We start from the raw sequence: 19,022 nt of genomic DNA on the forward strand, positions 1-19,022 counted from the left end.
GATCAATAACCCGGGCGGGCCTTGAGCTGCTCGGCGGCGGCCTTGGCCAGGTCCGGCGGCAGGAAGTCGCGGTCCGGGTTGTAGTCGGCCTTGAGATAGCGCGTCAGGTCTTGCAGGTCCCCAGGGTTCAACGTGCCGGCTGCCTGCTTCAAGCGCAGGTTGTCGAGGATGTAGTCGTAGCGGCTGTTGTTGTAGTTGCGCACCGACGCATAGAGCTGGCGCTGGGCGTCGAGCACGTCGACGATATTGCGCGTACCCACCTGATAACCGATTTCCGTGGCTTCCACCGCGCTCTGGTTGGAGATGATCGACTGGCGGCGTGCCTGCACCTGCTCCACGTCGGTGTTGACCGCGCGGTGCAGGTTGCGCGTGTTTTCCACCACCTGGCGGCGCAGGCCTTCGCGTTGCTGCTCGGTCTGGCCCAGGCGCGAGTACGATTCGCGCACTTGCGAGCTGGTCAGGCCACCGCTGTACAGCGGGATATTCAGGCGCAGGCCAATGGTGCGTTGCGAGACATCGCCGCCATAAGGCGTGCCGAAGGCATTCGGGTTGCTGAAGCCGAGCGCGTCGTTATCGCCCTTTTCATACTGCGCCACGGCGTCCAGGGTCGGCGCATGCCCGGCCTTGCGCTGCTTGAGGGTTTCCTCGGCGGCGGTGACGGCGTAGTTGCTGGCGAGCAGGTTCAGGTTCTGGCGGCCGGCGGTTTCGACCCAGGCCTTGGCGTCGTTCGGCAGCGGCGGCAGCACCGGCAGTGTATGCACAATGCCCTGGATCGAATTGTATTGACGGTTGGTCAGCGCGATCAGTGCTTCGAAGGCGTCGTCCACCTGGCGCTGCGCGACGATCCGGTTGGCCCGCGCGGTGTCGTAGCTGGCCTGGGATTGCAGCACGTCGGTCTTGTCCGACAGGCCCACGTCGAAGCGTTCGTTGGACTGGTCCAGTTGGCGCTTGAAGGCGTTTTCTTCGGCCTTGGTGGAGGCCAGGTTGTCCTGGGCGCGCAGCACGGCGAAGTAGTTCTCGGCGCTTTGCAGGATCAGGTTCTGTTCGGTGGCCGAAAGTTGCAGCGCAGCCTGTTCGTTGACGGCTTCGGCGGCTTGCAGCTGGAACCAGCGGTCGGCGCGGAACAGCGGCTGGCTCAAGGTCGCACGCCAGGAATGCGCGTCGCGGTTGGCGGTGGCGGCCGGGGTGTCGATCTGGGTGCGCGAATTGTTGATATCGGCACCGGCCGACAGGTTGGGCAGCAAACCGGCGCGGGCCTGGGGCACCACTTCTTTCTGCGCACCGTACTGGGCGCGGGCGGCGGCCAGGTCGGCGTTGTTGTCCACCGCTTCCTGGTAGACGCTGACCAGGTCGGTTCGGGCGGACAAGGGCGCTTCAGCTGCCCAGACCATTCCGTTGGTCGCACAAGACACGGCGAGAGCCAGTGAGAGTTTGCGCAGCATGAATTGATCCCTAGTTTTAATATTACGATGATAATTTAACGCCCAAGGCTACGGTTGGCCATTCCTGGCGTCAAGCGTCGGGGCAGTCACCGAGTGTAGTGGTGGTTACACGGCGCAACAATCCTGCAATTGCGCCATTCATCACGCTGAATGCTCCGTTATTGGCAATTTGCCCTCACCCTGTCTAGACTGGCCGGGTTCTTGTCGGGGTGCCTTGTTGGAAGGCTGAGATCGGTAAATACCGGATCCCGTTGAACCTGATCAGGTTAACGCCTGCGTAGGGAACAAGATTTCTCGTCACCCGGCGAGTCCTCTTGTGCTTTGTCCGGGATGTTGTTCGACCTTCGAACAACCCTCGAGTACCCAGCACAGCACTGCTTCCAGTGCGTCCATCCGCCACAGGTTCGCTCCGACAAAAATCCACCGCCTGGATAGTTGGAGAGCCCGTGATGAGTACAAAACCAAAAAATACCGTGCATTTGAGTGAATCGGCCAAGGTCGACTCCGGCTCCGTGCAACCGTTTACCCGCTCGCAGAAAATCTACGTGCAAGGCACCCGTCCGGACATCCGCGTGCCGATGCGTGAAATCAGCCTCGACGTCACCCCCACCGATTTCGGTGGTGAGATCAACGCCCCCGTGGTGGTCTACGACACCTCCGGCCCCTACACCGACCCCAACGTCATCATCGATGTGCGCAAGGGCCTGGGCGATGTGCGCTCGCCGTGGATCGAGTCGCGTGGCGACACCGAACGCCTGTCGGGCCTGAGCTCGCACTTCGGCCAGCAACGCCTGACCGATGCCGAACTGACTGCGCTGCGCTTCGCCCATGTGAAGAACCCGCGCCGCGCCAAGGCCGGTGCCAACGTCACGCAGATGCACTATGCGCGCAAAGGCATCATCACCGCCGAGATGGAATACGTCGCCATCCGCGAAAACATGAAGCTCGAAGAAGCCCGCGCCAGCGGCCTGCTCGACCAGCAACACGCCGGCTACAGCTTCGGCGCCAGCGTGCCGAAGATCATCACCCCGGAATTCGTGCGCGAAGAAATCGCCCGCGGCCGCGCGATCATCCCGGCCAACATCAACCACACCGAACTGGAACCGATGATCATCGGCCGTAACTTCCTGGTGAAGATCAACGGCAACATCGGCAACAGCGCCCTGGGCTCGTCCATCGAAGAAGAAGTGGCGAAACTGACCTGGGGCATTCGCTGGGGCTCGGACACGGTGATGGACCTGTCCACCGGCAAGCACATCCACGAAACCCGCGAGTGGATCATCCGCAACTCGCCGGTGCCGATCGGCACAGTGCCGATCTACCAGGCCCTGGAGAAAGTCGGCGGCGCCGCTGAAGACCTGACCTGGGAGCTGTTCCGCGACACCCTGATCGAACAGGCCGAGCAGGGCGTCGACTACTTCACCATCCACGCCGGCGTGCTGCTGCGCTACGTGCCGCTGACCGCCAAGCGCGTTACCGGCATCGTCTCCCGCGGCGGCTCGATCATGGCCAAGTGGTGCCTGGCGCACCACAAAGAGAACTTCACCTACACGCATTTCGACGAAATCTGCGAAATCATGAAGGCCTATGACGTCAGCTTCTCCTTAGGCGACGGTCTGCGCCCGGGTTCGATCGCCGACGCCAACGATGCCGCGCAATTCGGCGAGCTGGAAACCCTCGGCGAGCTGACCAAGATCGCCTGGAAGCACGACGTGCAAACCATGATCGAAGGCCCCGGCCATGTGCCGATGCAACTGATCAAGGAGAACATGGACAAGCAGCTCGAATGCTGCGACGAGGCGCCGTTCTACACCCTCGGCCCGCTGACCACCGACATCGCGCCGGGCTACGACCACATCACCTCCGGCATCGGTGCGGCGATGATCGGTTGGTTCGGTTGCGCCATGCTCTGCTACGTCACACCCAAGGAACACCTGGGCCTGCCGAACAAGGATGACGTGAAGACCGGGATCATCACTTACAAGATCGCCGCCCATGCAGCCGATCTCGCGAAAGGTCATCCGGGCGCGCAGATCCGCGATAACGCACTGAGCAAGGCACGCTTCGAGTTCCGTTGGGAAGACCAGTTCAACCTCGGCCTCGACCCGGACACCGCGCGTTCGTATCACGACGAAACCCTGCCGAAGGACTCGGCCAAGGTCGCGCATTTCTGCTCGATGTGCGGGCCGAAGTTCTGCTCGATGAAAATCACCCAGGAAGTGCGTGAGTACGCGGCCAACCAGCGCATCGATGCGGTGGATGTGGAGGTGGCCAAGGGCTTGGCCGAGCAGGCTGAGCGGTTCAAGCAGGAAGGCAGCCAGCTCTACAAGAAGGTCTGATCCGAGGTTGTAGGCGCTTTCAAGGGCCTTATCGGGGGCAAGCCCCCTCCCACATTTTGAATTGTGAACACATTCAAGTGTGGGAGGGGGCTTGCCCCCGATAACAATCTTTCAAACAACAAATGCCCCTCAGAGATTCCATCCTTGAGCATTCAACCCAGCACCTATTCCCCCGATATCGCGGTGTCTGCTGACAAACGCGTGTTCGGCACCCGCGATCTGTTTTCCCTGTGGTTCTCCCTCGGCATCGGCCTGATGGTCCTGCAAACCGGCGCGCTGCTCGCGCCCGGCCTGGGCCTGGCCGGTGGGTTGCTGGCGATTTTCCTCGGCACCCTGGTCGGCGTGCTGCTGCTCGCCGCTGTCGGCGTGATCGGCAGCGACACCGGGCTGTCCGCCATGGCCGCGCTCAAGCTCAGCCTCGGCGCCAAAGGCGCGAGCCTGCCGGCATTGTTGAACCTGCTGCAACTGATCGGTTGGGGCGCGTTTGAAATCATCGTCATGCGCGATGCCGCCAGCCTGTTGGGCGCGCGGGCCTTCAGCGACGCCAGCCTGTTGGCCAGCCCGATGCTGTGGACCCTATTTTTCGGTGGCCTGGCGACCTTGCTGGCGGTCAGTGGCCCGCTGACGTTCGTGCGCCAGATCCTGCGTAAATGGGGCATCTGGCTGCTGCTCGCGGCCTGCCTGTGGCTGACCAGGAACCTGTTCGCCAAAGCCGATCTCGCCACGCTATGGGCCCAGGCCGGTGACGGTTCGATGCCCTTCGCGGTGGGGTTTGATATCGCCATCGCCATGCCGCTGTCGTGGCTGCCGCTGATCGCCGATTATTCGCGCTTCGGCAAACGTGCGAAAAGCGTGTTCGGCGGCACGGCGCTGGGCTTTTTTATCGGCAATTTCTGGCTGATGAGCCTGGGCGTGGCCTACACCCTGGCGTTTGCGCCGAGCGGTGAAGTCAACGCGCTGTTGCTGGCGCTGGCCGGCGCGGGGCTGGGGATTCCGTTGTTGCTGATCCTGTTGGATGAGTCGGAAAACGCCTTTGCCGATATTCACTCGGCGGCCGTCTCCAGCGGGATTCTGTTGCGCCTGAAGGTCGAGCACCTGGCCTTGGCCATCGGTGTGCTCTGCACGTTGATCGCCTGCTTTGCTCCGTTGGCGCAGTACCAGAACTTTCTGCTGTTGATCGGTTCGGTATTCGCGCCGCTGTTTGGCGTGGTGCTGGTCGATCATTTCATCCTGCGCCGCCGCGGCCAGGGCGCGCTTGCCACGCTACGCTGGACGGCGCTGCTGGCCTGGCTGGGCGGCATCGGCACCTACCACTTGCTGGCCAACCTGTATCCGGATATCGGCGCGACCCTGCCGGCACTGGCGCTGGCAGGGCTGTTGCAGTTCATCCTCGGGCGCGTCTTCAGCGGCGCGCGGGCACCAGCTCAGGCTTGATGATGCCTTCCAGGCGCGAGTAAGGAATCTGCAACTCGATGTGGCCCAGGGCATACGGAGCGATCGTGGTGGTGGGGTACTTGAGGGTCACGCTGGCGGAGGTCAGCGCCACGTTCGGGGTTTTCTGGAACGGGTAGCGCTTGACGAACTCCGGCTCCAGGCTCAGGCGGGTGCTGATCAGCCAGCTGTTGTGCGCCACCTGGGCGGCCTTCCAGAATGCTTCTTCCTTGCCGGGCAGCAGCATGTCGCTCAGCGACAGGGCTTTTTGCTGCGGGCGCGAATAGTTGATGAAGGCGCGGCCCGGTTCGCCGTGGGTGGCGCCCTGGTCCAGGTAGCTGGACAGTTCGATGATCACTAAGCCGTCATGCTGCTCGCGTACCTTGGCCTGCAAGTACATGCTGTTGCGTGGCGCGGCGGTGCTCAGGAACTGCTCGCGATACGTCGCCAGGCTCGACGGCAACGGGTCGCTCGACCGGGTGCGGGTCATTTCCAGCAGGCGTTGTTCGATCAGTGCGTCGAGCTTGGGCTCCTTGGCAAAATGCACGGTGTCGATATTCACCAGCGGGCAATCGGCGTTGGCGCAGTCCGGCTTGCTTTGCTCGCTGGCGTCGCGGGTGGCTTCCAGCGGGGTGCTGTAGTTCGGTTGGAACAGGCTCTGGCAGGCGCCGAGCGTCAAGGCGATACACGCCACGGAGGCGATTTTTAAAAGTGACATGTAGGGTCTTCGTCCGTCGATAAGAGCGAAATTCGTGGAGCTTCGACTACCGGCATGGCAGTCAGTTCGCCACTAAGCTCATTAGAGTGAGTTTGACGCCCGCCGTCTATCCCGGCAACCGTAAAGGGGCTGCGCCAACGGGCAGGAGCGCGTTAGGATGGCGCCAATTGCACGGGCATAACGAGGAAGGATATGACGGACATCGAGAAATCGACGCCGAGCACGATCGAGATTGTTCAGCGCGACAATGCCTATCAGGGTTTCTACAAGCTCGATCGCGTGCAACTGCGCCACGAAAAATTCGACGGCGGCATGAGCCGGGTGATCAACCGCGAGGTCTTCGTGCGGCATGACGCCGTGTGCGTGCTGCCCTACGACCCGCAGCGCGATGAAGTGGTGCTGATCGAGCAGTTTCGCGTCGGCGCCATGGGCCGTGCCGCCAACCCGTGGCTGGTGGAAATGGTCGCCGGCCTGATCGACAAGGACGAACAACCGGAGGAGGTTGCACACCGCGAAGCCGAGGAGGAAGCTGGACTGACATTCTCCGCACTGTGGCCGATCACCCAATATTTCCCTTCGCCCGGCGGCAGTACCGAATTCGTCCACTTGTACCTGGGCCGTTGCGACAGCTCGGGCGCCGGTGGCGTTCATGGACTGGAAGAAGAGGCAGAAGATATCCGCGTCAGCACCTGGGCTTTCGAAGATGCCTTGCAAGCGGTGCGTGATGGTCGGATATCCAATGCGCCCAGCATTATTGCCTTGCAATGGCTAGCGCTCAATCGCGCGGAAGTGAGGGGGTTATGGCAGTAAAGGCACGGGAACGATACCGGGTTGACCTGATCGGGCTGCAAGCCGCCTGCGAGGCCAACTATGCGCGGCTGATGCGCCTGCTGCCGGACATGCGCCACACGCCCGAGGCACGGCGCATCGCCGTGACCCATGGCGACCAGATGCTCGGCGTGCTGACCCTGGAAGTCATCGTCAATTGCCCGTACACCACCACCCTGCGCGTGCGCCAGGAGCACAGCCTGCCATGGCTGCCGGTGCCGCAACTGGAAGTGCAGGTGTACCACGATGCGCGAATGGCCGAAGTCATCAGCGCCGAACATGCGCGACGCTTTCGCAGCATCTATCCTTACCCCAATGTGTTCATGCACCAGCCCGATGAGAAAGCACAGCTCAATGTGTTCCTCGGTGAATGGTTGAGTCACTGCCTGGCCCTGGGCCACGAGTTCGAAGTCGTGCGGTAGATGTGAACTGCATCTGCTTCCCTGGGTTTCCTCTTTGTGTCCTGCCCCAGCATAATCGCGCCATACGTCCATTCCTGTGATTGCCTTGGGAGAGCACCTTGCCCCGCGTACCCACCGTGACCCCCGATGCACCGGCAGTGCTGGTGCAACTGTCCGACAGCCATCTGTTTGCCGAGGCCGACGCCACGCTGGTGGGCATGAGCACCCGCGAGAGCTTGCAACGGGTGATCGGCCTGGTGCGCGAGCAGCAGCCCCGGATCGACTTGCTGCTGGCCACGGGGGACTTGTCCCAGGACGGTACGCTGGCGTCCTATCAGCACTTCCGGGAGATGACCGCACCCTTTGGCGTGCCGGCGCGCTGGATTCCCGGCAACCACGATGAGCCGCAGATCATGGCCCACGCCGCCCTGCACAGCGACCTGCTGGAACCGGTGGTCGACATCGGCAATTGGCGCATTACCCTGCTCGACTCCGCCGTACCCGGTTCGGTGCCGGGTTATCTGCAGGACAGCCAGCTGCAACTGCTGGCCCAAGCCTTGAGCGAAGCGCCGCACCGCCATCATCTGGTGTGTTTCCACCATCATCCGGTGCCCATCGGCTGTGCGTGGATGGAACCCATCGGCCTGCGCAACCCCGAGGCACTGTTTGCCGTGCTGGACCGTTTCCCTCAGGTCCGGGCCTTGCTCTGGGGGCATGTACACCAGGAGATCGACCGCGAGCGCAACGGCGTGCGTCTGCTGGCGTCGCCGTCCACCTGCATCCAGTTCACGCCGGGCAGCGAGGACTTCAACGTCAGCACCGAGGCGCCGGGCTATCGCTGGCTGCGTCTGCATGCCGACGGGCGGTTGGAGACCGGGGTGGAACGGGTCAAAGGCTTTGCCTTTACCGTGGATTACGCCAGCAACGGCTACTGAAGGTGGGAGGGGAAGACAGGGGACTCACCACTCCGATCCCTGTAAACTGCGCCTTTTTTGGCGCAAGCACGGAGAGCCCGGCATGTCCGCTTCGATCCTGTATATCCACGGTTTCAACAGCGCGCCTGCGTCGAACAAGGCCAGCCAGTTGATCCGCGTGATGGACACCCTCGGCCTGGCCGACCAACTGCGCGTGCCGGCCCTGCATCACCACCCTCGCCAGGCGATTCCTCAATTGGAGGCGGCCATCGCAGAACTGGGGCGGCCGCTGCTGGTCGGCAGCTCGCTCGGCGGCTACTATGCAACCTGTCTTGCCGAGCGCCATGGCCTCAAGGCGCTGCTGGTCAACCCGGCGGTCAGCCCCCATCGGATGTTCGACGGTTACCTGGGCACCCAGAAGAACCTCTATACCGATGAAACCTGGGAACTGACCCACGATCACGTCACGGCGCTGGCCGAGCTGGAAGTCCCGGCGCCCCAGGATGCCGCGCGTTATCAGGTGTGGTTGCAGACCGGGGACGAAACCCTGGATTATCGCCTCGCCCAGCAGTATTACCGGGCCTGTGCCTTGCGCATCCAGGCCGGTGGCGACCACGGTTACCAGGGGTTTGCCCGGCAGTTGCCGGCGTTGTTGAGCTTTGCCGGCATTGGCGCGGATCAGTATCAATCCTTCGATTTCTCGGCACTGTAATTGCCTTGGAAACCGCAGGTCACTTTTTAATCGAACGACTCACGACGAGACCCCATGGCCACTCCCAGCGCTAGCTCTTATAACGCCGACGCCATCGAAGTCCTCTCGGGCCTCGACCCGGTGCGCAAACGCCCCGGCATGTACACCGACACCAGTCGGCCGAACCACCTTGCCCAGGAAGTCATCGACAACAGCGTCGACGAAGCCTTGGCCGGGCACGCCAAGTCGGTGCATGTCATTCTCCACGCTGACCACTCCCTGGAAGTGTCCGACGACGGTCGCGGCATGCCGGTGGACATTCACCCGGAAGAGGGGGTGTCGGGCGTCGAGTTGATCCTCACCAAGCTGCACGCCGGCGGCAAGTTCTCCAACAAGAACTACCAGTTCTCCGGCGGCTTGCACGGTGTCGGTATTTCCGTGGTCAACGCCCTGTCGACGTTGGTGCGGGTGCGGGTCAAGCGCGACGGCAACGAATACGAGATGACCTTCGCCGATGGCTACAAAGCCACCGACCTGCAGGTGATCGGCACCGTTGGCAAGCGCAACACCGGCACCAGCGTGTACTTCGCCCCGGACCCGAAATACTTCGATTCGCCGAAATTCTCCATCAGCCGCCTCAAGCATGTGCTCAAGGCCAAGGCCGTGTTGTGCCCGGGCCTGCTGGTCACCTTTGAAGACAAAGGCAGCGGCGAAAAGGTCGAGTGGCACTACGAAGACGGCCTGCGCTCCTACCTGGAAGACGCCGTCAGCGATTTCGAACGCCTGCCCAACGAGCCGTTCTGCGGCAGCCTGGCCGGGAACAAAGAAGCCGTCGACTGGGCGCTGCTGTGGCTTCCCGAAGGCGGCGACAGCGTGCAGGAAAGCTACGTCAACCTGATCCCCACCGCCCAGGGCGGCACCCACGTCAACGGCTTGCGCCAGGGCCTGCTCGACGCCATGCGCGAGTTCTGCGAATACCGCAGCCTGCTGCCGCGCGGCGTGAAGCTGGCGCCGGAAGACGTGTGGGAGCGCATCGCGTTCGTGCTGTCGATGAAAATGCAGGAGCCGCAATTCTCCGGCCAGACCAAAGAACGTTTGTCATCCCGCGAGGCGGCGGCGTTTGTCTCCGGTGTGGTCAAGGATGCGTTCAGCCTGTGGCTCAACGAGCACCCGGAATTGGGCCTGGCCCTGGCGGAACTGGCGATCAACAACGCCGGCCGTCGCCTCAAGGCCAGCAAGAAGGTCGAGCGCAAACGCATCACGGCGGGCCCGGCACTGCCGGGCAAGCTGGCCGATTGCGCCGGGCAGGACCCGATGCGCTCCGAGCTGTTCCTGGTGGAAGGTGACTCCGCTGGCGGTTCCGCCAAGCAAGCGCGGGACAAGGAATTCCAGGCGATCCTGCCGTTGCGCGGCAAGATCCTCAACACCTGGGAAGTCGACGGCAGCGAAGTCCTGGCCAGCCAGGAAGTGCACAACATCGCCGTGGCCATCGGCGTCGACCCCGGCGCGGCGGACATGAGCCAGTTGCGCTACGGCAAGATCTGCATCCTCGCCGACGCCGACTCCGACGGTCTGCACATCGCCACCTTGCTGTGCGCGCTGTTCGTGCAGCACTTCCGCCCGTTGGTGGACGCCGGTCACGTCTACGTCGCGATGCCGCCGCTGTACCGTATCGACCTGGGCAAGGAGATTTTCTACGCCCTCGACGAAGGCGAGCGCGATGGCATCCTCGACCGCCTGATCGCCGAGAAGAAACGCGGCAAGCCGCAGGTCACGCGATTCAAAGGCCTGGGTGAGATGAACCCGCCGCAACTGCGCGAAACCACCATGGACCCGAACACGCGGCGCCTGGTGCAGTTGACCCTGGACGACTTCGCTGCCACCTCGGAAATGATGGACATGCTGCTGGCGAAGAAACGCGCGCCGGACCGCAAGTCCTGGCTGGAGTCCAAGGGCAACCTCGCCGAGGTCCTGGGCTGATGCGTACAGGTTTCGCCCTGGCGATCCTGATGTTGAGCGGGTTGGCGGCCACCCAGGCGGTCGCCGCGCCCGTGGCTGAGCTCAAGCTGGTGTCCGAACACCCGGTGGACGGCATGCGCGGCGGTAACCTGTCGGGCCTGGCTTTGTGTGGCAACGCGTTGTGGACGGTTTCCGACCGCGACGACGACCAGATCTACCGCCTGGATATCAGCGCGCCGACCTGGCAGGCCGAAACGGTCAAGCTCGACGTGCCGCCCGTGCCTGACTCCGGCCTGCCCTGGGGGCTGCGTTCGCGCACCAAGGCGGCGTCGCTGATTCGCGGTGGCGACCTGGATTTTGAAGGCATCGGCTGCGATGCCGCGGGTAACCGCTACGTGGTCAGCGAAGCCCATGCGGCGGTGCTGAAAGTGCCGGCGAGCGGTGCGCCCGAGTGGTTGAAGATCGCCCCCGGCATGGTGCGTGAGGCCCGCGCCAGCGGCATGTTGCTGCATTTCAATGCGTTGTTCGAAGGCCTCGCGGTGAACCCCGAGGGCAATCAGATCTGGCTGGCGGCGGAGCGTGAACGGCGCGGGCTGATTTCCATCAAGCGCCAGCAAAGCGTGTGGGATTGCGCGGGCGCGTGCGTGCTGTTGAGCGAGGCCGGCCAGGAAGTGCAGCCGGCACAGTTTCCCAGTGCCAAGGCGGTGTCCAAGGACTTTTCCGACCTGGCGCTGTTCAACGGTAAGTTGTTTACCCTGGAGCGCAATGCGTTCCAGATTTGTCGGCGCGATGCGGTCACGGCCAAGGTCGAGCTGTGCTGGTCGTTCGCCGACGAGACCCTGACGCCCGAACGGCGCTACGCCCAGCCTTATGGCCTGGCCGAAGCCCTGGTGCTGGACGCAGACGGTGCCTGGTTGGGCATCGACAATAATTTCGGCGCCCGCGCCGATGGCGAAAAACGCCCGGTGGTCTATCGTTTCGCCGCCCCCGCCGGTGGCTGGAGCGCCCAGCCATGAGCCACCCCTGTTTTGAATTGACCCGGCGCCGCGGCATTTCCGCTGCGCCTTACCAAACAATGATGAGGCCCGCATGAGTGACATCCTCGCAGACAGCTTAGACGGCGTAGAACGCCGGTCGCTGGCTGACTTCACCGAAAATGCCTACCTCAACTACTCCATGTACGTGATCATGGATCGTGCCTTGCCGCATATCGGCGACGGCCTGAAGCCCGTACAACGGCGCATCATCTACGCCATGAGTGAGTTGGGCCTGGACGCAGATTCCAAGCACAAGAAGTCGGCGCGTACCGTCGGTGACGTGCTCGGTAAGTTCCACCCCCACGGCGACTCGGCCTGCTATGAAGCCATGGTGCTGATGGCCCAGCCGTTCAGCTACCGCTACACGCTGGTAGATGGCCAGGGGAACTGGGGTGCGCCGGATGATCCCAAGTCTTTCGCGGCCATGCGTTACACCGAGGCGCGCCTGTCGCGTTATTCGGAAGTGCTGCTCAGCGAACTGGGCCAGGGCACCGCGAACTGGGGCCCGAACTTCGACGGCACCCTCGACGAGCCCCTGGTGTTGCCGGCACGTTTGCCGAACATCCTGCTCAATGGCACCACCGGCATCGCCGTCGGCATGGCCACCGACGTACCGCCGCACAACCTGCGGGAAGTCGCCACGGCCTGCGTGCGCTTGCTCGATGAACCCAAAGCCACGGTCGAGCAGCTCTGCGAGCACATCCAGGGCCCGGATTACCCGACCGAAGCGGAAATCATCACGCCGCGTGCCGACCTGCTGAAAATGTACGAAACCGGCAAGGGCTCGGTGCGTATGCGCGCCGTGTACCACGTCGAAGACGGCGACATCATCGTCACCGCGTTGCCGCATCAGGTGTCCGGCGCCAAGGTGCTGGAACAGATCGCCGCGCTGATGCAGGCCAAACCGTCGAAATTGCCGCAGGTCGCTGACCTGCGCGACGAGTCCGACCACGAAAACCCGTGCCGCATCGTGATTATTCCGACCAACAGCCGGGTCGACCATGAAGTGCTGATGCAGCATCTGTTCGCCAGCACCGACTTGGAGTCCAGCTACCGGGTCAACATCAACATCATCGGCCTGGACGGCAAGCCGCAGCTGAAGAACCTGCGCAATCTGCTGGTGGAGTGGCTGGAGTTCCGCGTCCAGACCGTGCGTCGTCGCCTGCAGTTCCGCCTGGACAAGGTCGAGCGCCGCCTGCACCTGTTGGACGGCTTGCTGATTGCCTACCTCAACCTGGATGAAGTGATCCACATCATCCGTACCGCCGAGCACCCGAAAGCCGAGCTGATCGCGCGTTTCGAGCTGAGCGAGATCCAGGCCGACTACATCCTCGACACCCGCTTGCGTCAGTTGGCGCGACTGGAAGAAATGAAGCTGCGCGACGAACAGGACGCGTTGCTCAAGGAGCAAGCCAAGCTGCAAGCCCTGCTGGGCAGCGAAACCAAGCTCAAGAAGCTGGTGCGCAGCGAGCTGATCAAAGACGCCGAGACCTATGGCGACGACCGCCGTTCGCCGATCGTTGAGCGCGCCGAAGCGAAAGCGCTGACAGAAACCGAGCTGCTGCCAAACGAGAAAATTACTGTCGTTCTGTCGGAAAAGGGTTGGGTCCGTTCCGCCAAGGGGCATGATATCGATGCGACTGGCTTGTCGTACAAGGCTGGCGACGGCTTCAAGACCGCCGCCGCCGGGCGGTCCAACCAGTTTGCGGTGTTTATCGACTCCACCGGGCGCAGTTACTCGGTGCCGGCCCACACCTTGCCGTCTGCGCGCGGGCAGGGCGAGCCGTTGACCGGGCGCCTGACGCCGCCACCGGGGGCGAGTTTCGAATGCGTGCTGCTGCCGGACGACGACTCGCTGTATGTGATCGCCTCCGACGCGGGTTACGGCTTTGTGGTCAAGGGTGAAGACCTGCAGGCCAAGAACAAAGCCGGTAAAGCACTGTTGAGCCTGCCGAATAACGCCAAGGTGATCCTGCCGCGGCCGGTGGACGATCGCGAGGGTAATTGGCTGGCGTCGGTGACCACGGAAGGGCGTTTGCTGGTGTTCAAGATCAGCGACCTGCCGCAGTTGGGCAAAGGCAAAGGCAACAAGATCATTGGTATTCCCGGCGAGCGGGTGGCCAGTCGCGAAGAGTACGTGACAGACATCGCAGTGATCCCGGAAGGCTCTACCCTGGTGCTCCAGGCCGGCAAGCGCACGTTGTCGCTGCGCCCTGACGACCTTGAGCACTACAAGGGCGAGCGTGGCCGACGCGGTAATAAACTGCCTCGTGGCTTCCAGCGCGTGGATGCTTTACTGGTGGAAACGCCGGTTTAGCGCGGATTAGAGCTCTTGATCTACGATTTAACGCGTAGATCGACGCTTTCGCGCTGGAGTCATGGCGCATATTCACGGATGATATGGCCTTTCCAGCGCCGGCGTGGCCGAGCGTGTTTAGGTTATTTTTAGTATTACATTGTGGTTTGCCTTGTGGCAGCCGCCTGGATGGGATGATGACTGCTCCACGCCTTCCTTTTATTTTTATGCTCGCTGGCCTTCTGGGGTTGGCGGGTTGCAGCACGCACCAGCCGGTGTCGCTGTACCAGCTGGACAGCGGAAGTCCCGCTCAGCCAGCTCAAACCGCCGGCATGGCCGTCTTGCTGGGCCCGGTCGTCGTCGCTGACTACCTGCAACGCGAAACATTGCTGCAACGTCAGAACGACGGCAGCCTGCAAGGTTCCACCGATGGTCGTTGGGCGGGCAGTTTGTCGTCCGACATCAATCAACTGATGTTGCGCCAGGTGGCGGGTCAGTTGGACAGTCAGCGTGTGGTCCTGGCGCCTGCGCCCGCCGGTTTTTCCCCGGATGTGCAGGTGTTGCTGACCATTACCCGACTCGACTCCGGCACCTCGCAACCGGCGATCCTCGATGCGCAATGGCGCTTGATCGACCGCCGCGGCCAGGTGCGTGATAGCCGCATCGTGCATCTGCAGGAAGAGCATGCCGGCACCACGGCGTCCCAGGTCCAGGCCCAGGGCGTGCTGTTGCAGCATCTGGCGCAGCAGTTGTCGGTGGCCCTCAAGCCATTGGCCAACCAGCCACCAGTCGCCGAGGCGCCGCGCAAGCAAGCGCCGGTACAGGCCAAACCGGCGGCTCCGGGGAAACCGAAAATGCCGATGGCTACGCCGATCCGCACGGATATGGAAGTGTTCAGGTTCTGATCTGAGTGGCTCCAACTCAAAAGGCCCGCTTATTCAGCGGGCCTTTTTGTTTGTGCGCGATTTACTTGAGGCTTGTGGCGTCCAAATGTGGGAGGGGGCTTGCCCCCGATAGCGATGTGTCAGTTGCCGCCGTTTTGACTGACGCGCCGTCATCGGGGGCAAGCCCCCTCTCACATGTCAGTCAGGGCTTGGCACGGGACTCGTGCATCCGCGCCAATTGCCGCTCCAGCATCGACGGATACGGCTCCATCAAGCGCTCTACGCAACTGGCGCCCTCGGGGCTGGCAATCGGACGGATGCGCGCGCGTTGGCGGATCAGCGTGTCTTCGCTGATCTTGCGCTCCACCAGCAGCAGGTTGCGGCTGTGTTGGGACAGGGCCAAGGCGTCCTGGGCGATTTCGGTCAGCAGCAGGTCGATCTGGCTCATGCCGAACAGGTCGTCGCCAACGGTCAGGCCCAGTTGCAGTTGCAGCGTGATGCCGCTGTCGGCCACTTCGATCTGCAACTCATGGCCCAGGGCGCGCAGCAGTTCGCCGCAGCAGATGGCGTTGGTCAGGTAGTCTTCGCCGCTGTCTTCGCTGTGGAACAGCATCAGTGTGCTGCCATCGTTCAGGGTGTGCAGCTCGCTCTGGTAGAGCGAGGCGGCCTGGTCGAGGCAGTCGCGGTAGCGTTCCAGCAATTCCGTCAGGCGGGCGCGGGGCAGGCGGCGCAGTTGGTCCTGGGCACCCAGTTGCACGGCCAGGACCGCACTGTGTTGGGGTTCGGCGTTCTTTGCGGGCACGGGCTTCGGCGCGATGGCCGGGCTGCTGGCTGAGGTGTCGCGCAGGTCGGCGAACGGGTCTTCGTCGTCCAGTTCGTCTTCTTCGGCCTTGATTACATGGCGTGGCGCAGGCTTCAGGCCCGCGACCGGCGCGCTTTCGTCAAAGCCCGGGTCACGCAGGTTGCGCACTTCAAAGGCAGGTTCGTCGTAATCGCTGTCGTCGAACTCGGGCTCGGGTTCAACCTCGTGTACCACCGGTTCCGGGGCGAAGCTGGCGTGAAGCTGGCGCGCAAGGTCGCCGATCTCGTCCTGACGATCGGTGGCCGGGGTGTGCTCGTCGATATCCCGCAGCCAGATGCGCAGTTGCATCAACGGCGTGGAGATATGCCGCCCCAGGCGCAGGCTCAAGGCCAGGGCCAGCGCCAGCAGGATCGCGCTGAGGATGCCCATGCTTTGCAGGCTGATGGTCATCGGCTGCTGGAATTGCTGCATGTCCAGGCTGATGCGCAATTGGCCGGCTTTCACATCCTGAAACGTGATATTGCTCTGGTACAGGCCTTCGGCCTCACCCAGCAGGCCGTTTTTCGGGCGTTGCCCGGCTTCGGCCATGATCCGGTTGTCCACGCTGTAGATGGCGGCGTGGGCCACCAGCGGGTTCTTGGTCAGGTTGTTGAGCAGCACGTTGAGGCTGAGGATGTCGTTGGACACCAGCAGCTCGGTCGCCGAGGTGGCGGTCTGGGTGGTCAAGCTCTCGCCCAGGGCATCGGCTTGTTCGTGCATGGCCTGTTTGAACTGCAAACCCATCACGCAGGCGTAGATCACCAGGGCCAGGGCGACCAGGATCACGTTATGGCTGGCGATGCGTAATGCGATCGGTACACGGCGGTGGCGCAGTGCCCGGAAGATCAGCAGGAAGAAGTTGTCGGTTTTTACTGGCGTGGGCCGGTTCACTTGAGCTCGGCTCTTTAGTCCGTGAAGTTGACGCGCAGTATAGCGACAGGCCCAAGACCGGCAAAGCGCTGGCTGTGCCCGATGGTCACTGAAAGTGGGTAGAATGCGGTTTTTTTCCAGCCTGGGGGTGCGCTTTGCGCGAAATTGTCCTGATTAACATCACGGGGGAAGACCGGCCAGGTCTGACCGCCGCCATTACCGGTGTTCTGGCCCAGGGTGGTGTGAACATTCTCGACATCGGCCAGGCGGTGATCCACGACACCCTGTCCTTCGGGATTCTGGTGGAAATCCCCAGCACCGAGCAGGCGTCGTCTGTCCTCAAGGACATCCTGTTTACCGCGTACAAGCTGGATCAGCAGGTGCGTTTCACCCCGGTGTCCGAAGAGGATTACCGGCATTGGGTGTCCGGCCAGGGCAAAAAACGCCATATCGTGACCTTGCTGACCCGCAAGGTGACGGCCGAGCAGTTGCAGCGCGTCAGCTCGATCACCGCGCAATATGGCTTGAATATCGACCATATCGACCGTCTGTCGGGCCGCATGCCATTGGACACGCCAGATGACCAGGGCAAGGGCTGCATCGAGTTTTCCGTGCGCGGCGAACCGGCCGATCCCCAAGCCTTGCGTGCCGACTTCCTGAGCGTGGCGCAGGAGCTGAATGTCGATATCGCCTTCCAGGAAGATTCGCTGTTCCGCCGCAACCGCCGCCTGGCGGTGTTCGACATGGACTCCACGCTGATCGAAGCCGAAGTCATCGACGAACTGGCCAAGGCTGCCGGTGTGGGTGAGCAAGTCTCCGCGATCACCGAGCGCGCCATGGCCGGCGAGCTGGATTTCCGCGCCAGCTTCAAGGAGCGCCTGGCGTTGCTCAAGGGCCTGGATGTCAGCGTGCTGGATTCGATCGGTGCCTCCCTGCGCCTGACCGAAGGCGCCGAAACCCTGTTCGCCGAACTCAAGCGCCTGGGCTACAAGACTGCGATCCTGTCCGGCGGCTTCAGCTACTTCGCCAAGCAATTGCAGGCCAAGCTGGGCATCGACTATGTGTTCGCCAACGAGCTGGAAGTGGTGGATGGCAAGGTGACCGGCGTGGCCGTGGAGCCGATCGTCGACGCGCAGCGCAAGGCCGACTTGCTGCGGGAATTGGCCCACAAGGAAGGTTTGCGTCTGGAACAGACCATTGCGGTCGGCGACGGTGCGAATGACTTGCCGATGCTGGCGATTGCCGGGTTGGGCGTGGCGTTCCGCGCCAAGCCGCTGGTCAAGCAATCGGCCAAGCAGGCGATTTCGACCCTTGGGTTGGACGGTGTGTTGTATTTGCTGGGCTTTCGCGACCGCGACGGGCAGCTCTAACTGAAACAATGCGCTTAAAAATGTGGGAGGGGGCTTGCCCCCGATGGCAGTGGCTCAGCTACAAATAAGTGACTGACCCACCGCTATCGGGGGCAAGCCCCCTCCCACATTGGATCTTTGCAGGTTTCGGATCAGGCTTTCGGCAGTGCGATACCCTGGCCCATCTGCACTGGCGAACCCGCCACCAGTGTTTCTGCCCACTGCACCTGATCCGGCCCGAACAGCACGATCGCGGTCGAACCCAGCTTGAAGCGACCCAGCTCTGCGCCTTTCTCCAGGTGAATCGGCGCACGCGCGGCTTCGTCGTAGCGGAAGGTTTTCAGCTCGCGCTTGGGCGGCGTGACCAGGCCGGCCCACACGGTTTCGATCGACGCCACAATCATCGCGCCCACCAACACCACGGCCATCGGGCCGCGTTCGGTGTCGAACAGGCAGACAACCCGCTCGTTACGCGCAAACAGCTCCGGCACGTTTTCGGCGGTGGTCTGGTTGACCGAGAAAATCCGCCCTGGCACGTAGACCATCTCGCGCAAGGTGCCCGCCAGTGGCATATGCACCCGGTGGTAGTCTTTCGGCGACAGGTAAATGGTGGCGAAATCGCCGCCCATGAACGGTGCAGCCATGGCCGCATCGCCGCCCAGCAATTCCAGCACGCTGAAGCTGTGGCCCTTGGCCTGGAACACGCGACCATGCTCGATCGGGCCGAGCTGGCTGACTGCGCCATCGGCTGGGCTCAGCACGGCGCCCGGGGTTTGATCGAGTGGGCGCGCGCCGTCTTTCAGGGCGCGGGTGAAGAACGCGTTGAAGTGTTCGTAGGCGCTCAGGTCTTCAACCAGGGCCTGGGACATGTCCACTTGATAGCGCTTGGCGAACCAGGCGGTGAAGGCGTTCTTGAACCAGCGCACGCGGCACTCGGCAATGCAGCCGGCCAGGCGCGACAGCAAGTGGTGCGGCAGCAAGTACTGGCTGAGGATGAACAACTGCTTTTTCATTAACTGTCC

The 19,022-nt window shown here is 62.7% G+C and carries 15 protein-coding genes and 1 riboswitch; of the genes, 11 read left to right on the top strand and 4 right to left on the bottom strand.

What is annotated here, in order from left to right:
* Positions 1-2: 2 nt before the first annotated feature.
* Complete coding sequence (locus ACP7E3_RS26430) at positions 3-1,442, bottom strand: TolC family outer membrane protein (protein WP_057003665.1); 1,440 nt, start codon at positions 1,440-1,442, stop codon at positions 3-5.
* A 195-nt stretch (positions 1,443-1,637) separates the two neighbouring features.
* Positions 1,638-1,743, top strand: a riboswitch (TPP riboswitch).
* A gap of 148 nt (positions 1,744-1,891) precedes the next feature.
* On the opposite strand from ACP7E3_RS26430, the gene thiC reads away from it, so the two are divergent.
* Both thiC and cytX read left to right on the top strand, forming a co-directional pair.
* On the top strand, positions 1,892-3,781 hold the full coding sequence (gene thiC / locus ACP7E3_RS26435; protein WP_046384919.1) for a phosphomethylpyrimidine synthase ThiC: 1,890 nt from the start codon (positions 1,892-1,894) through the stop codon (positions 3,779-3,781).
* A 144-nt stretch (positions 3,782-3,925) separates the two neighbouring features.
* Positions 3,926-5,215: a putative hydroxymethylpyrimidine transporter CytX gene (gene cytX, locus ACP7E3_RS26440; RefSeq protein ID WP_426124880.1), complete on the top strand. Its 1,290-nt coding sequence runs from the start codon at positions 3,926-3,928 to the stop codon at positions 5,213-5,215.
* Here the strand turns inward: cytX and ACP7E3_RS26445 are convergent.
* A complete protein-coding gene (locus ACP7E3_RS26445; RefSeq protein ID WP_046384917.1) occupies positions 5,184-5,930 on the bottom strand; it encodes an RsiV family protein in 747 nt (248 codons plus the stop codon). The genes cytX and ACP7E3_RS26445 overlap by 32 nt on opposite strands.
* A gap of 192 nt (positions 5,931-6,122) precedes the next feature.
* Here ACP7E3_RS26445 and ACP7E3_RS26450 point away from each other — a divergent pair, with 192 nt between their 5' ends.
* The 8 genes from ACP7E3_RS26450 to ACP7E3_RS26485 all read left to right on the top strand — a co-directional run bounded on the left by ACP7E3_RS26450 (position 6,123) and on the right by ACP7E3_RS26485 (position 14,961).
* Positions 6,123-6,740, top strand: a complete 618-nt coding sequence (locus ACP7E3_RS26450; RefSeq protein ID WP_426124882.1) for an NUDIX domain-containing protein — start codon at positions 6,123-6,125, stop codon at positions 6,738-6,740.
* Positions 6,731-7,180 (top strand): DUF1249 domain-containing protein, encoded by a 450-nt coding sequence (locus ACP7E3_RS26455; RefSeq protein WP_003209507.1) that lies wholly within the window; start codon positions 6,731-6,733, stop codon positions 7,178-7,180. The genes ACP7E3_RS26450 and ACP7E3_RS26455 overlap by 10 nt, the downstream gene beginning before the upstream one ends.
* A 98-nt stretch (positions 7,181-7,278) precedes the next feature.
* Positions 7,279-8,094 carry a 3',5'-cyclic-AMP phosphodiesterase gene (gene cpdA / locus ACP7E3_RS26460; protein ID WP_426124884.1) on the top strand — a complete coding sequence of 272 codons (816 nt, stop codon included), beginning with the start codon at positions 7,279-7,281 and terminating at the stop codon, positions 8,092-8,094.
* 82 nt (positions 8,095-8,176) lie between these two features.
* Positions 8,177-8,785, top strand: a complete 609-nt coding sequence (locus tag ACP7E3_RS26465; RefSeq protein WP_017849777.1) for a YqiA/YcfP family alpha/beta fold hydrolase — start codon at positions 8,177-8,179, stop codon at positions 8,783-8,785.
* Between the two features lie 54 nt (positions 8,786-8,839).
* Positions 8,840-10,744 (top strand): DNA topoisomerase IV subunit B, encoded by a 1,905-nt coding sequence (parE, locus tag ACP7E3_RS26470; RefSeq protein WP_057003668.1) that lies wholly within the window; start codon positions 8,840-8,842, stop codon positions 10,742-10,744.
* On the top strand, positions 10,744-11,739 hold the full coding sequence (locus ACP7E3_RS26475; protein WP_108526096.1) for an esterase-like activity of phytase family protein: 996 nt from the start codon (positions 10,744-10,746) through the stop codon (positions 11,737-11,739). Before parE ends, ACP7E3_RS26475 begins: the two co-directional genes overlap by 1 nt.
* A gap of 73 nt (positions 11,740-11,812) precedes the next feature.
* Positions 11,813-14,077 (top strand): DNA topoisomerase IV subunit A, encoded by a 2,265-nt coding sequence (gene parC / locus ACP7E3_RS26480; protein ID WP_017849774.1) that lies wholly within the window; start codon positions 11,813-11,815, stop codon positions 14,075-14,077.
* A gap of 173 nt (positions 14,078-14,250) precedes the next feature.
* Positions 14,251-14,961, top strand: coding sequence for a PqiC family protein (locus ACP7E3_RS26485; protein WP_261754559.1), 711 nt, complete (start codon positions 14,251-14,253; stop codon positions 14,959-14,961).
* Positions 14,962-15,142: 181 nt separating this feature from the next.
* On the opposite strand, the gene ACP7E3_RS26490 is transcribed toward ACP7E3_RS26485, so the two are convergent.
* Positions 15,143-16,672, bottom strand: coding sequence for an AhpA/YtjB family protein (locus ACP7E3_RS26490; RefSeq protein WP_079442718.1), 1,530 nt, complete (start codon positions 16,670-16,672; stop codon positions 15,143-15,145).
* A 134-nt stretch (positions 16,673-16,806) separates the two neighbouring features.
* On the opposite strand from ACP7E3_RS26490, the gene serB reads away from it, so the two are divergent.
* The gene (gene serB, locus ACP7E3_RS26495) at positions 16,807-18,021 is read left to right on the top strand and encodes a phosphoserine phosphatase SerB (RefSeq protein WP_017849771.1); all 1,215 of its coding nucleotides are present in this window, start codon (positions 16,807-16,809) and stop codon (positions 18,019-18,021) included.
* Positions 18,022-18,152: 131 nt separating this feature from the next.
* On the opposite strand, the gene asd is transcribed toward serB, so the two are convergent.
* Positions 18,153-19,013 carry an archaetidylserine decarboxylase gene (gene asd, locus ACP7E3_RS26500; RefSeq protein WP_017849770.1) on the bottom strand — a complete coding sequence of 287 codons (861 nt, stop codon included), beginning with the start codon at positions 19,011-19,013 and terminating at the stop codon, positions 18,153-18,155.
* Positions 19,014-19,022 lie beyond the last annotated feature (9 nt).

The organism is Pseudomonas sp. PSPC2-3 (genome assembly GCF_049898265.1).
Lineage (GTDB): Bacteria > Pseudomonadota > Gammaproteobacteria > Pseudomonadales > Pseudomonadaceae > Aquipseudomonas > Aquipseudomonas veronii.

What these genes read in the sequence shown, in the direction of transcription:
- ACP7E3_RS26485 (WP_261754559.1), top strand. Translation starts at nt 14,251, where the DNA reads ATGATGACTGCTCCACGCCTTCCTTTTATTTTTATGCTCGCTGGCCTT.
- parC (WP_017849774.1), top strand. Translation starts at nt 11,813, where the DNA reads ATGAGTGACATCCTCGCAGACAGCTTAGACGGCGTAGAACGCCGGTCG.
- asd (WP_017849770.1), bottom strand. Translation starts at nt 19,013, where the DNA reads ATGAAAAAGCAGTTGTTCATCCTCAGCCAGTACTTGCTGCCGCACCAC.
- ACP7E3_RS26450 (WP_426124882.1), top strand. Translation starts at nt 6,123, where the DNA reads ATGACGGACATCGAGAAATCGACGCCGAGCACGATCGAGATTGTTCAG.
- ACP7E3_RS26475 (WP_108526096.1), top strand. Translation starts at nt 10,744, where the DNA reads ATGCGTACAGGTTTCGCCCTGGCGATCCTGATGTTGAGCGGGTTGGCG.
- ACP7E3_RS26430 (WP_057003665.1), bottom strand. Translation starts at nt 1,442, where the DNA reads ATGCTGCGCAAACTCTCACTGGCTCTCGCCGTGTCTTGTGCGACCAAC.
- parE (WP_057003668.1), top strand. Translation starts at nt 8,840, where the DNA reads ATGGCCACTCCCAGCGCTAGCTCTTATAACGCCGACGCCATCGAAGTC.
- ACP7E3_RS26455 (WP_003209507.1), top strand. Translation starts at nt 6,731, where the DNA reads ATGGCAGTAAAGGCACGGGAACGATACCGGGTTGACCTGATCGGGCTG.
- ACP7E3_RS26445 (WP_046384917.1), bottom strand. Translation starts at nt 5,930, where the DNA reads ATGTCACTTTTAAAAATCGCCTCCGTGGCGTGTATCGCCTTGACGCTC.
- thiC (WP_046384919.1), top strand. Translation starts at nt 1,892, where the DNA reads ATGAGTACAAAACCAAAAAATACCGTGCATTTGAGTGAATCGGCCAAG.
- ACP7E3_RS26465 (WP_017849777.1), top strand. Translation starts at nt 8,177, where the DNA reads ATGTCCGCTTCGATCCTGTATATCCACGGTTTCAACAGCGCGCCTGCG.